Below are 14,071 nucleotides of genomic sequence, written 5' to 3' on the forward strand. Positions count from 1 at the left end.
ATATGCGAGAACATTATACGGCCATACCCGAGCGCCACAGTGAACCAGTCAGTTTATTGGACGCGCTCAGAACTAAACTGCCGCACAGCATGCGTGAGCATTTAAATTCACAAACACTGACACAGGTTTATTTTTTATTAACCATGTTGAGTGATGAGGCCTGCGTCAGGCAACTTCATCAGCAATTACAGGAACACTATAAACCTGTAACTACTCATACACCCATCGAGGAGGCATTGACCCTTGTGGGGAGGCTACAGGAAAGTCCTTGCAATCACAGAACTCCTTTCAAATATCGCCTGCCTCATTTTTTGAGTGAATATCCGGTACACAGTAGGGCTATCAACCATAAAATTAATCGATTCAACCGGCTTATTGAAAGCTATCATCAAAGCGGATTTGATCAACGCCTGAATACACAAGCTTTGAATGAGGCCTATCAGAATGTCTTAAGAGCGATAAAAAAACATCACATGGGTTGCAATATTAACAACCTATGGCAATTACTCAAGGCCATGAGTGCCTGGTCGGCCATTCCTATTGATAATCTGTTGTCGACCTATCCTTCTCTGCTAGCCCCAGCCATCAATCAAAATAAACCCGAAGTGGAGTCAGGGACACCATTGCCCAGAGATCCGGTTATTCCAATTAATCCGGCTATAGCGCCCAATAAGTCAACCCCGGATATCTCACCCTTTACCGCCACATCAGATTATCAGATTAGCAAGGCAGGACGTATTGCAGATGCCAGTGTCTATTTATCAACACATGGCTTTGCTCTAAAACCAGGCGGGCATGCCGATGCCTTAGCCAAAAAATTGCCTGACTTTTTACCTTGGCAGCAATGGCAGGCGATGATCCGCCGTCAATTATCGCAGTTGATTGATTTACCGCTCAATGAAGAGTTTTTTGACTGGATGCAAACCGTATTACAGCGCCTTGGCATTCAGTTTATCCAGTTAAAAAAAGATTCTTATGATTCTTATGTAAGCCCTTTTTTAGATGGCAAGACCATATTAAATTCTTTAAATGAAGAAATGCTGGTGGGCATTTTGCAAGAGCAGCTTTTGCAGGCCAATATTCGCATCGATTCTGCCCATTTGCCTGTAATTAGTCGATATCTTATTCGTTTTTTACAGCGATTTCAGTTCAATCGAGGACAGGCATTAGGTATCGGGGCCAACTGGGGTGGTGTCGTCAGTGATTCCAACGATGCAGGCATGGATACATTTCGCTTAAATGATCCAGAATGGGCAAGCCATTTTAAGAATCTAAGCGTGCATCGCCAGGGACCTGCTGAAGCCCGTATGAATGCAGCAATTGGGATTAAATACGAACTCGGCGCGCTTTTTTCAAGCTTTAACTATATGACCACTTTGCAGCCCTCGGAGTATTCTGAAACAGTTTACAATGCCTTGGTTGACAATCTCGTTGCTCATCTTTTTCCTGAGCCGCCGTATTTTGAAAATAACGCTTATGTCAAATATCGCCGCCATTATGTCAGTTCTTATAGCGATGCCGGCTTACAGCAAATCGATTCTTTTTATCAGCCAGACCCGCAAGGTACCTATTTTAAAACTGCGAAGGGCGATTTTAAACAAACTCCCATGTTTCGTCAGGCAGGCTCCTTGCTGGTGGAAGCGTTTCCACGAGATACTGGCTCAGGGGATTCCTTGCAATCTTTTTTCGTTGCCAATCCCTTATGGCCGCTTCAACTGCAGTATGCCCAGTGCAACTCTACTGGTACGCGTGGGCATCTGGTGTACAATCCTGTTGGGCCTGATGAATTTATCCCCGATGCGTTTTATGGGCAGGTAATTCGAGAAAGCGATGAAATTTTTATCCCTTTTATCGGTGTAGTACCTAAAAATTTTGATAAACATTTTCAGCAGGAAGAGCTTTGCGCATCGTTTGTTGTGCGAATGCTGCAATCTTCACGCTTAATGATTTATTGCCCTGCATTTCATGCTTACTATAATGCTATCGCCACCCGATTTTTACCGCCAGCCAGTAATAATACGCCGCTATTAACTCATTGCTATAACGATGAAATCCAACGTAAATGGCAGTCATTTGATGAGGCATTACATCATCCGCAACGAACAGCCGATAATTGCCATAAAGCCTTTCTTTCATTGTTCAAAGAGCTCATTTACAGCCTTTATTCCTGCACCAAAGACGATGTGGACCTGCATTATTATTTTATGGAGCTAACCACCTCTGCAGACGCATTTGAACCTCAAAGCCGATCCACTTGTGAGCGTTTGATTCGTGAGCTGACAACGCTGAAACCTTTTCAAAATACCAGAGCTTCTAAATACTGTGAAGCTGTATTAGGATCCCTTAAAGAATTAACTCAATTTTACTATCCTTCTCCCACGGATGAAACGGCAAAATCCATAGCAGAGCAAGCCCGATTACATGTTAAGCCTTTATTGGCTTTGCAGGAAATAAAAGATTATTTTGCCGATTTAACTCAACACAATTCTGCGGCTAATATTTCAAGAAAAGTTTCGCCGGGATTAATGCATAATGCGCTTGCCTATCAGGCTCCTTCTCCAGCAATCGCTGACGATTTTTATCGTCGACGACACCAGGACAATTTTCATTCAGGATTTCGTGATCTGGATGGTAATCAAATTGCTACACCTTCTGGTCGTGAGATCGGTTTGGATTTGAGCATTAAAACAGTGGGCGCCTTATTGCCTTTAATTCATCGTGATAAAACCGTTTTTAGCGTGCTGACCCAGCCTTTTGCTCAAGCTTATATTGCAGGCTATCAGGCTTATAGCACTGAAGAGCAATACAAAATAATCCATGCCATTTTGTCCGGTGCAGGTGGCTTTATTTATGGTATCGGTTTAGGAGTGGTTGATAGCTTAAGTTCAATACCAAAGGCCATTTATAATAGTTTGCTTGCTCCAGTAACAAGGCAACCCAAATCCAATCATCCTCTTGCCATTTCCTCTGCACCAGGTAATGAGCCCGGTCTGCGGGTTCAAGCGATGATGGCTATCCGCGACCACCTGCTGCGGCTCATAGCTACCGCAAATGGGCATGAATTATCTCAGGATGAATTGATTAATCTCTTATTAATTTACGTGAAAAAAATTCACCCTGATTTATTATCCGGTCGAGTATTCCGGGAGGAATCATATAAAAAAATATTGTCTGACGCATTTCCCCTGACCGCCGGTGAATGGAAGCAATTATTTGACCCAGCGATTAATGCGGCAAATCCTTCTTTGCGACAAATAGTTAATCAATATGCCTTGCAGATTGATAATGTTTTAATTTATGCCCTCTATGAATGTTTAACAGCTCCCCAAACTGCACAAATCACAGAGCAAGTGACTCGATCGGTGATTAAAAATCATAAATTAAAAGATCCCCAGGATAAGGCATTGCTTGCTCTGGTTTTCTACTATAACAGCTATCCCGAAGCCAGAAGGGCAGACTTGGCTCAATATCGTTTTCAAGGATCTGCATTGGCCAGACTTCGGACAAGAGAGCGAGTTTTACGCAAACTACAAATCTGGTTGAATAATGCACTCGATAGACAATGGGCCCTGGAAGCTTCACTCAATTATTCTCTGGAACAGTATACCCTTCTACTGAATCAATCCACGCTGGCAGGCATTGTTGCCGAGTTACCCGATAGCATGAAAGAAATCCTCAAAGAAGTTTTTTCGAGATCAGAAAATGAGGGAAGAATATTAAAACGCTATCGACTGAATGAAATAGAAAAAGCTTTCCTTTTGCGATGCTCTAACTGCTATAAATCGATTATTTCTCCAGATAAACGAGCGGCTGTTTTAGAGCAAACGCGTATTGATAATAAGAATGATTCATCCTTAAGTACAAAAACACGCGAGCACTTAAAATTAACAGAGTTTGTTCAACGTGAATGGCAGCACAAACTGCTGGGAAGCGAGCAGTTGCAATCAGTGATTGATGAAATAAAGAGGCAGATTGGCTCAGCAAATCATTCAATGGTTGATGATCTTTTTGTTCTTTATAAAGAGGCCCTGCGAAATCCAGGATGCTCCAGTGCATTCGATGCGTTTTATGAAATGTCCATGAAAATGCAGAGCCAATACAGGCTGGGGAGCCCTCTGCGTGAATGGGTCAATGTGACCATGAATGCATTCATGAATCTTCTTTTGGATGACATGACCTGGATTAACGACAGAGAATCAGGCAATCGCCTGAATGAGTCGCAAGCCATTGTGCAATGGTTGAGTCATTTGAGCAGCGCTTCGAATGAGATACGCTCGATATTAAGACAGCAAGTTGAGCAGGCTGGTTCACTTGATTTGGCGGCATGGCGTTGCCAGCATATTCTGCACGCTTTGGAGGGATTAAAGCCCCAAGTGGAACCTGTTCGACATACTGGAATGCAGAAACTATTACGGGTAGTGGTTCAAAACAGAAATGTGATCACCTCGACCGCTGAGCAGAAAGACCGGGAAGTAGCAGTCAAAGCACTGTGTAAATACTCTGTTACAATGCAGCAGGCACTGCACCGCGTCAGCGAAAAAATCCCTGGCGCGGATATTGTCAGGCCTCTTGAAGTTACATTGAAAGGCCCACGCTAGATTGCTCCTCATTCGCATCTTGCGGCGTGGGAGAAGACTGTTTTGCAGAGATTGCCTCTTTTTTTGCTGTCCGTAGTTTATTGAGCTCGATAATCACATCGTCTAACTCGCCATACAAATGAAATGCAGACTCATAGGCATCCAGTTTAACTGCGTCTCTGGTGACAGGATCGGTTTTATTTATTTCATACCATGCTAATAGGTTAGGTATACCATAGTAACTGCTTCGATATTTCACGGGAATACTATCAAAATAACAATGAGAAATTGCATCCTCGAAGCGTTTGAATAAAGGCTCTTCTTCCGGAGTCAGATTAAGTTTTTCGATCCGGTCTGCTATTAGTTCACGATCTTTATAGTCTTCTATATATTTTTTAGTTCCTGAATTAAATCCATCTTCTGAGGTAGAGGCTTGTTGAGGTCTTTCAGCAGACAGGCGGCTCAAAGTTACACTGGTTTGCCTGAATGGCTCAGTTACCGTTTGCCTGGCAGGATGCCCCAGATTGTGTCGACGATACCCGGGCTGCAACTGAGGTAAAATCCTTCCTGCACAAGTGATCTGGGCGTTACCTATTGGATTTTCAATTGAATTAATAACAGCTTGAGGTGGTTCTTGGGTAAAGACGATGTTTCCTTGTCCGAAGACGGTTAATTTCAAATCATTGGCCACAGTGCCTGCAAAGCTGAGTGTTCCATTGCCATCTTTATAAAATGTACAGCCTCGACCTACTTCTCCTTCTATTCTCAGGCTGGAACTGCCGCGAACAGTCACATGTACGTATTCAATTTTTCCTGTAACAGTCGTTGTGCCGCTACCTTCGCGAATAAAGTCGCTATCGGATGGTATTGTTTCCACGCTTATAGGTTCAGCATCCGCATGTATGGTTGAGGGTCTTTGGGGCCCTGTAAATAATTGAATTGCTTTTCTTAAAAACATAACCTCTCCTGAAAAGATGAATTATACATGCTTTTCAGGGCATAAAAATAAGAATAATTAAATGCACAATCGCCTGCATTAAATAAGACCAAACTCAATTAGCGTCTTTTCAGATGCACCATGAGGTTTTAATTTGGCCTGAGTTTTCATGTTTTCAATCACTGCGTCTTTAGTGGTATTAAAGAAAAATAAACTGTATTTTCTTAAACTGTACCAGGAGGCATGTTTTGAATAGCTTTGGCGAATGTCATTTAGGGAAAATTCCCTGGAGGGAGCGGCCCCTTGTTCGGGTAGCGAAAATTCCCTAGAAGGCGCGCTGACTTGTTCCTGAATCGTTTCTTCACCTAAAATTTCCCTGGCAACTTTGAATCGTTCGGGTAGTGAGTATGAGGTTCGGTTACCAACTCGTTTCGAGTCAACTGCTTTTCTTAAGGCTTGCTGTTCCTCGTCATTTTTTAGTTTATAAGGACAAATCACTTTCGGCATCCAGGGAATATATCGATTGGCTGCAAATTGATTATAACGATTGTTCCATTCCTCAGGAGTCTCAATTCGAGTTTTACCGGGTCTCGGAGCTCTGTTTCCGGGAATTATGTGTTCAATTTCCATCAGACAATCCATTGTTGGCTTTAAGAAAATTCCTTGTTCCAGAAGGGTTGAAGCGGATTTATAATCAGGCATTTTATGATCAAAATAAGTCAAACCTACCGTTAACTGAAGATTATCCAGTCTTGCAGCCACTTTTTTTTCTTCTTCCGTGAGCAGATCTTCAATCAAAGGAATCGTCTGATGGGGTAAACACACACTTGCAAAGTTTGACTTGCAGGAGCCTGGACCTGCTTCGACAATCCTTCGGCTTTGTTTACTCATAAAGGGTATACCAAAATAAAAGGTATACTGTGAGCTCGAATCCACATTTCTCAGGTTTCTTAAATTGGATAACTCTCGTGCCATATGCGTACCGCTATATGCTGCATCATCCAGAATTAATATCTTTCTCACCTGAGGATGCCGGGCAAGGCAGACGTCCAGACTCAAGCTTGTGGTGATTGCTGTGGGCCATCGTAAACCACACTCTTCCAAAGCCAGGCCCGAAACCCATTGCTCACTGGCTCCCTCATCAAGTTTACCCAGGGTATCCTGCGTAATGAGCAAAATGTAAGGCTCATCACCGGCCTGATTAAAAGCAGCAATAGTAGCTTGTAATTGAGTCATAAACGTTTCAAAGGAAACATAATTGACATTATCAATAATTTTTTGAGAAATTGATGCGCTCTCCGGCAGCTCAAATTGGCATTGATAGGCTTGCCATGCTTTCAACACTTCCGGATTTGGTGGACAGGAGAATAAGGGCTTTATACTGGGAAAATGAATACCAACACTGGCCGCCATATCAATTTGGTCTTGTCTCATAAAATTAACCGTGAGGAAAAAAGGCATTTTATCATAAATGAGACATTTTGTGTAAAAAACAATCCTTAAGACGAATAGCATCCCTATGAAGTATTGCGTCTACAAATATCGATTGTAGCTTCCTGAATTGGACGGTGATTCCTGGTCTTTAACTGGAAAACGTCGATAAAAAAAACTATCGGGCATTAACTTGCGGCATTCTGAAAGAGTACCCAGCTCACAGCGTACTGCACGCTCAAAGTTAATTTTATCGCTTGTATTTGAGATAACTTTGTTAGCAAATTCTTTTGTTGGTTTAACAAACTGAGAATGAGATAAGGCAACACTTGGCCATTGATCTCTGATACTTTCTTCTGTACGCCCCCTTTTTATTTGATCACGTTTCAAACGTCTGTCAAAACATTCTTTTTCATCACAATCGATAAAAAAACTATAGCTGTAAAAAGCTCGCAGGGCAGGGTCATGTAAAGCTAAGATACCTTCAATTACAATAATTTTTTTAGGCTCAACTTTAATGGTTTGAGAAGTGCGAAGTGACGTTGAAAAATCATATACAGGCATTTGGATGGGCTCAGCTTTTCGCAACTGCTCAAGATGCTCAGCAAATAATTTAAAATCAATCGCTCGAGGATCATCAAAGCTTATTCCGGCAGGAAGAGTGTCTACACCGAAATAATAATTGTCGAAAGAAATAACGACACAGTTATCTCCGTAATATTCCTGAATTAACTTACTTGCTTTGGTTTTTCCCGATGCAGAATATCCTGCAATACCAATAAATATCGTCAAATTAGTTTCCTTAGCAGTTAATTTCTGGGCGTTCTAATCGCGATTAAAATCAAATAAATTCTTGCTGTCAATATTAAAAACGGGAGTTGGTTTGATTATTATTCATTGATTAATTATTGAGCCAAACTATTGTAATTTGTTATTTAATTAGCCCTTAAAGGTTTGGAGTTTCAAATCCAGCGCGACAATGTAAACCTTGGTCCATTTTATGCCTAAGGAATCCTTCAGCGTGAAAGCTGAGCGCCAGGGCTTAAGAGTGCCTGACGCCGCCGGATACATTCGCCGGTTCGAGCGAGAGAAGTCCGAAACCCAGAAATATGGTTATTGCGGGGTAGGGGATTTATCCATATGTGCTTTAAAAGTGTCACGAACTTCCAATAAGCGTTGATAGGCTTCCTGAGTAGGGTGAAACACTGTTGCTGCTTCAAAATCACTCACATACTGATTAACTCTGGATAACACGGCAGTTTGTACTTCAGGGTTATATTGTGTAAATTCATTTTTTACAGCATCTAAAGTGACGTGAGATTTATATCCGGATACAGGTCCATGGCAGGTGCTCATGAAAGCGGAATGCTTCACTTCTTTATTATATACATAAGCATACACGTTACTTAATAACGCTGCGTCCTGCTTTTCAAATATACCGAAAAAAGTGGGCTTGAATTTAGCTTTTAAATGATCTCTGTAAGACGACTTCATAGAATCTCCTTCGTTCAAATTAACAGGTGGATGGCACAATTATACGAAGTAATTATTAAGACAATCTTAATCCTAGCTTTGAAGATTTTTTGCTCATGCATTGATTTAATCCTTTAAATTATGATAGGGTCATTAAATGAACAAATTTCGTTCCCTAATCATGCTGATACTCTTGAGTGCTGTCATTCTTGCACCACTCAAGCAGCCCTCTTGTATTCGAGCCGCGGATGCATCTCCTCATTCCTTTGCAATGACGCCTTGTTCCGTTCAACAGATTTTGAGCAGCGGTTGTGGCTCTGTTTATTATTGGCTTGAAGAAGAATCTCAATCCCTGCAACAAATGCTATTGCAAAGTCTTATTGGTCTCTTAAGTTTTCTGCTGATTTTTTCAAAATATCTTTCACCTTCGGATGAAGTTTACCGCCCGCCGATTTGATTCCTTTTATTCAAAATAATGTAACTCCCCAGTTACGTCATCCTGAGCGTAGCGAAGGATCTCAAACTGCTTAGAGCTGAACCAGACTCAGAGGATCCTTCACTGCGTTCAGGATGACGTTGAGACGATTTGATTGAATTAACATCAAACTTATCCACAACCAGGGAGTTACAAAATAATGAAAATAATTTATCAAGGAATCAAAATGAAAAAACTGATTTTGTCATTATGTATAGCATTACTCTCTTGTTCTGCTTTTGCGACAGGCTTTGCTGGAAATCCTATGGCTGCGGTGGGTTTCATCCAGAATAATAGTCCCGTATTGTATCTAAGTGTCTTTTTTGGTTTAGGTGTGCTGCTGGCATTTACGCCCTGTGTTTTACCGATGGTGCCAATATTATCCAGTATTATCACCGGGCAGGGAGCTAAGAGCGGGCGTGAAGCGTTTAAGTTGTCTTTAGCCTATGTGCTGGGCATGGCGCTTACTTATGCGCTGGCGGGAATGCTGGCTGCCTGGTTTGGGGCTACAGTGCAAACCTTAATGCAGCAGCCTGTGGTTATTGGAAGCTTTAGTATTTTATTGACGCTAATGGGGCTGTGGTTACTGGGAGTCTTTGAATTTCGGCTTCCAGCTTTCATGCGCTTTTCTCACAAGAGCTCAGGTCGTAAGGGAATCATTTCCTCCGCTTTAATGGGCTCGATTTCAACTCTGGTTGTATCGCCTTGTGTAACAGCGCCTCTGATTGGGATTTTGACGTATATTGCAGAAAGCAGGCAGGTTGCGCAGGGAGGGCTTTTACTCTTTGTTCTGGCTCTGGGAATGGGATTGCCTTTGTTGCTTGTCGGTGCAGGTTATGGCCGTTTTTTACCTGCTTCGGGCCCCTGGATGATTCGCATCAAACAACTGTTTGCGCTTATGATGTTTGCTATGGCGGTATGGCTGTTAAGTCGTGTCGTGCCAAGCTTCTGGGCTGATTTACTCTGGATCCTGGTTTTGCTAATTGCGGGATGGATTTTGGGCGCCTTTCGTAAGGAAACCCGGTTAGGCGGGCGGATTCTACAAAGCTTTGCCTTGCTATCACTGATGGGAGCGGGAGCCATAGTCTATCAACTGCTTACGCCTGTTTCAGTTGCCGAGCCGATTAGTCAGTCTCCCTTTATTAGGGTGTCCACGCTTGATGCAATTAACACCAGCCTGGCTGACGCCAAGGCAAGTCATAATAAGGTGTTCATAGATTTCTCTGCAGATTGGTGCAGCGATTGCCAGGAGATGGATAAGCAGGTATTCAGCCAGGCCGACGTTATTGATGCCATGCAAGGCATTGTCAATTTGCGGGTGGAAATCGGTGAGAAATCAGAAGAAGTTGCTAAAATTCGCGAAGCGTTTCACATTTATGGCACTCCGACAATGCTATTTTATGATGAGCAAGGGCAATTGCTTGGCAATTTAAGTTCAGTAGGATTGATTTCCAAGGAGGAAACCTTGAGTTTATTCGCGCAATTGAAGAGGTAAGCCTATTTAGCCGAATCTCAATGGTTCGGCTAAATTCACTGGGGCAGAAAGTATTGATGATTTTAGCCCATCACTTAAATGAGATGTCTGCAGTATATCGTCAGGATAAAAATAACTGGGTTGATTATAGTCAATATGACTAGCATCGAGTTAAATGCGGGCAATTGTATATAATCAATACATAGTGCTCTGAAAAGCAGTGGTAACGATGGATCTAAAACACCTTATTTCTCACTTTCGTGCTTCCAATTCTCCTGAGATAGCAGAGGAGATTATTTCATTATGGGGCGGGACGCAGCCAACCGATGATATGGTAAAGCTTATACTTGAGTCACGCCAATATCCTGGTCAGGGGAGACGTCCCTGGGATGATCACTATACGATTATAGTTAATGCTATTTTAGATGCCGGATATCCGCTGGCTAATTTATTAAGCATACAAAAAGAGGTTGAAAAAAATGACAAGGATGAAAAGAAAGGTTCCTTAATTCTATATTTGGATAGATTTAAAGACAAGCAAGAGGAAATGAAAGTCTTTGTTGAGTATCTTTCGCAAATTGAAACGCCCTCCCTACCTTCTTATCCGCTTATCGAATTTTTCTACCAAAAATTGCCAAAGACTACGCAAACACCTGAGATTGAACAATTTGCCGAGTTATTTAATCAGTTAAAGCTGGAGTCAGGAGTCAGTGACTACCTCCACTATGCCATTCAAAGAGATTCAACACTGCCAGATGAAATGGCCAGTCAAGAACAAAAAAGGGCCGCCGCGATATTTGCATCTTTTCTTAAAGAGGCTCCTGGCCCGAAAGTATCAAATACACTCGCCTTAAGGAAAATTATAAACAATAACGAATTAACAAATGAAACCTTACCTGGATATTTCAGGTCAGGGGTTTTAGGGGTGCCTGTATTATTAATGTTGAAGCGTAGAGAACAGATAGATGCGATAAATTTTGTCAGGAAGAAATTGGAAACAGGGGAGATTCCGGTTGATGCTGATGTCCTTCAATTCTTAATGCCTGATCTTGAGAAACACTTCTTTGAAAACTATGACGATAATACCTTTGCTACCCTGGTAAAATTTTCTGCCCTTAAGCATACTATATCGTCCAGAAGTGATGCAAAGCCGCTAGTACTTCAATTGTATGAGAAAGTGAATAGCTTTCAATCTCGCACGAAGTCCGAGCCATTTTTCCAGAGACTGCTTAGCGATGAAAATTATCCTGGCTTAAATACTGTTTATACATCCAATTTTTTCGGATTAGAGGTGGCACAGCAGTCTTTATTAAGCTATCTGATAAAAGAAAAATCCCAATATAAACCCTGGGTGGATGATAGTATTAAACGTCTGCTTGCCAGAAGTGATATTGATGTCAATGTTCCTAATCATAAGCCCTTAATTCATGCTCTGGAAAAGAAAGATAAGGAACTTATTCTCCGACTACTCGAAAAAGGTGCCAAAATTCCCGCTTCATTTAGTGAGGCCGATTTATCCTATTTACTTAGCGTACTGAATGAAGAAAAAAAGCCGGTGGATAGAAAAGTTTTTATACAGATTCAAGCGTATCTTTATAAAGAGTTTACTAATCGAATACCTCAAATGGTTTTTCTTACAGAACAAAAGAATCAGGACGAAGCAAAGACCAACAAGCAGGATTCCTCTGCAGAAGAAGGAAAAGTCATTTTTGATGTTATCTATAATAATGATGGTTATGACTTAAATAATGAATTAAAGAACCTATCGCTGTATCCTGATATTAGCTGTAGAAAGGGATCCGCACTGAAGTTTAACGATACACCCATTGGATACAATATACGCTTTCCCCATGGTAATGATGAAACAAAAAAAATTCTGGTAGTAATATATGGAGGTCACCAAACCAATAATAAACAGGAATTTGCTTATACACCTATGGGTTCTAAATTATCACCATCAAATAAGGCTTTAAATAAGGCTTTGCTTGAGAAAAATGTAGTCACTATAATGTTGAACTTACCTGATTTATTAGAACTGGAGGTCTTTCAAGGGCAGATGCCTGAGGAACTTTTCAGGAAAATCCAGGCCTGTGTGAATTATTTTTATACTGTTATCAAAGATAAACCGGAATCAATTGATACTCGCTTATCCGCTTTAAGGGATAAACCTCTTTTTCTCACAGGTGCTAGTTTCGGTGGATTAATGACGATGAGACATGCTGAACTGTATCCAAAAACATTTGATGGTTATATTTCACGGAGTGGAATCCTGTCTGGTCAAAAGGAGGACGAAGTGGATTTTCTATCAAGGGGAGAACTCTCTGCTTATCTGAATCCTGCAGAAGATAATGAAATTGAAAAAATCACTGAACCTGTTTTGTTACTGCATAATATGGATGATAATAATGTTGTCGTCAGTGTGACCTTGGATTTTTATAAAAAATTTCGTCAGAAAAATACAGCCGAGCTGGCCACCCTGGTTACCACACCAATAGGCAGTGCAGCTGTTCTCAATTCTCATATTAATAAAGGTCACGCTATGCCGAGTAATCCAAAGCATTTCGAGCGCCTTGTCCATTCAATGACGAAATTTATGGAACAAGGAGCTTCTCAGGTACCTGGTTTGTCAAGATTAAGAGAATACCTTGGCAAAAAGAAAGCCAACACATTTGTTAAGAACAGTACAATAACCAGAAAATTTCTTGGTGAAGCACTAGAGTTAAATAAACGCTGCAAACACCGATTTATAGATGTGCCTAAGTATTGGGAATTGGACTATAAACAGCTGTATGCGAGGCTTTACTATTCTGCTAGTCTATCTAGATATAAATCACTTTTACAAACAGAAATGCTGCGTCTTCAGGACAAGATGACGGATGAGCATATTAGTAAATTACTGGCATTACAATCGGAGATTTTTTTTGAGTATATCAATGAAATTTCTTCCGAGAATTTAATGCCTGACTCCCTGAGTGATCGCGAAGAATTTGCTAAAAATCCAGCAGTAATCGAAGCGTTCAAAGAAATATTCAGCCAGCTTGATCAAGCGAAGGCGTCAACTGTCTTCTATATACTTTTCAATTTATATAAAGCCAACCCTGATTTGCTTACTCCTGTCATCCAGCAACTCGATAAAGACCCGATTTTTTGTGATGACCTGGAAAAAGCCAAAGAAAAATTTATTCATACATTAGAGAAGAAAAAAAGTTTAACATTTACGATATGGAAACAAGTGGCAGAAAAAGTGTCACCGAAAGAGAGTGAAGAACAAATTATTGATCAAAATAAGTCTCAACCATGAGCTCATGGTTGCTGTTTATTCGCGCAATTGAAGAGATAAAAAGCTTTAGCTGAATCTCAATGGTTCGGCTAAAGCTTTACAGCGGAATGAATTAAATAGCTGTTATGTTTTCCGCTTGAAGACCTTTGGCACCTTGAGTAACAACGAATTGTACCCGCTGACCTTCAGTTAGAGTTTTGAATCCAGAACCTTGAATTTCTTTAAAATGAGCAAATACGTCTGGACCGCCTTCTTGCTCAATAAAACCAAATCCTTTAGATTCGTTGAACCATTTAACGACTCCAGTTACTGTTTTAGACATAAGTATCCTTAATAGTGTTTATTTATAATGCCGTAAAGGCGAAATTTAGCCGGAACAGATCAAAAATTAAAAACTAACGAATGAGGGATTAAATGAATAAAT

Annotated in this window: 9 protein-coding genes; 4 read left to right on the forward strand and 5 right to left on the reverse strand. The window is 41.1% G+C overall.

The window, feature by feature from the left end; all coding sequences use genetic code 11:
- The first annotated feature begins 2 nt into the window (after positions 1–2).
- On the forward strand, positions 3–4,598 hold the full coding sequence (locus LXA66_RS04275) for a hypothetical protein (RefSeq protein ID WP_233012090.1): 4,596 nt from the start codon (positions 3–5) through the stop codon (positions 4,596–4,598).
- Here LXA66_RS04275 and LXA66_RS04280 read toward each other — a convergent pair.
- From LXA66_RS04280 to LXA66_RS04295, 4 genes are all read right to left on the reverse strand, one after another.
- Positions 4,576–5,535, reverse strand: a complete 960-nt coding sequence (locus tag LXA66_RS04280) for a hypothetical protein (RefSeq protein ID WP_233012091.1) — start codon at positions 5,533–5,535, stop codon at positions 4,576–4,578. The two genes, LXA66_RS04275 and LXA66_RS04280, sit on opposite strands and share 23 nt — an antisense overlap.
- A 78-nt stretch (positions 5,536–5,613) precedes the next feature.
- Positions 5,614–6,948, reverse strand: a complete 1,335-nt coding sequence (locus LXA66_RS04285) for a hypothetical protein (RefSeq protein WP_233012092.1) — start codon at positions 6,946–6,948, stop codon at positions 5,614–5,616.
- Between the two features lie 99 nt (positions 6,949–7,047).
- Positions 7,048–7,737: a uridine kinase gene (locus LXA66_RS04290; RefSeq protein ID WP_233012093.1), complete on the reverse strand. Its 690-nt coding sequence runs from the start codon at positions 7,735–7,737 to the stop codon at positions 7,048–7,050.
- A 321-nt stretch (positions 7,738–8,058) separates the two neighbouring features.
- Positions 8,059–8,439: a hypothetical protein gene (locus tag LXA66_RS04295; RefSeq protein ID WP_233012094.1), complete on the reverse strand. Its 381-nt coding sequence runs from the start codon at positions 8,437–8,439 to the stop codon at positions 8,059–8,061.
- 136 nt (positions 8,440–8,575) lie between these two features.
- On the opposite strand from LXA66_RS04295, the gene LXA66_RS04300 reads away from it, so the two are divergent.
- The 3 genes from LXA66_RS04300 to LXA66_RS04310 all read left to right on the forward strand — a co-directional run bounded on the left by LXA66_RS04300 (position 8,576) and on the right by LXA66_RS04310 (position 13,668).
- Positions 8,576–8,875, forward strand: coding sequence for a hypothetical protein (locus tag LXA66_RS04300; RefSeq protein WP_233012095.1), 300 nt, complete (start codon positions 8,576–8,578; stop codon positions 8,873–8,875).
- A 205-nt stretch (positions 8,876–9,080) separates the two neighbouring features.
- Positions 9,081–10,388 (forward strand): protein-disulfide reductase DsbD, encoded by a 1,308-nt coding sequence (gene dsbD / locus LXA66_RS04305; protein ID WP_233012096.1) that lies wholly within the window; start codon positions 9,081–9,083, stop codon positions 10,386–10,388.
- 208 nt (positions 10,389–10,596) lie between these two features.
- Positions 10,597–13,668 carry a S9 family peptidase gene (locus LXA66_RS04310; RefSeq protein ID WP_233012097.1) on the forward strand — a complete coding sequence of 1,024 codons (3,072 nt, stop codon included), beginning with the start codon at positions 10,597–10,599 and terminating at the stop codon, positions 13,666–13,668.
- Positions 13,669–13,759: 91 nt separating this feature from the next.
- Here the strand turns inward: LXA66_RS04310 and LXA66_RS04315 are convergent, their stop codons facing one another.
- The gene (locus LXA66_RS04315) at positions 13,760–13,969 is read right to left on the reverse strand and encodes a cold-shock protein (protein WP_112219126.1); all 210 of its coding nucleotides are present in this window, start codon (positions 13,967–13,969) and stop codon (positions 13,760–13,762) included.
- Positions 13,970–14,071 lie beyond the last annotated feature (102 nt).

Source organism: Legionella sp. 16cNR16C (assembly GCF_021297775.1).
In the GTDB taxonomy this organism is placed as follows: Bacteria; Pseudomonadota; Gammaproteobacteria; order Legionellales; family Legionellaceae; genus Legionella_C; species Legionella_C quinlivanii_A.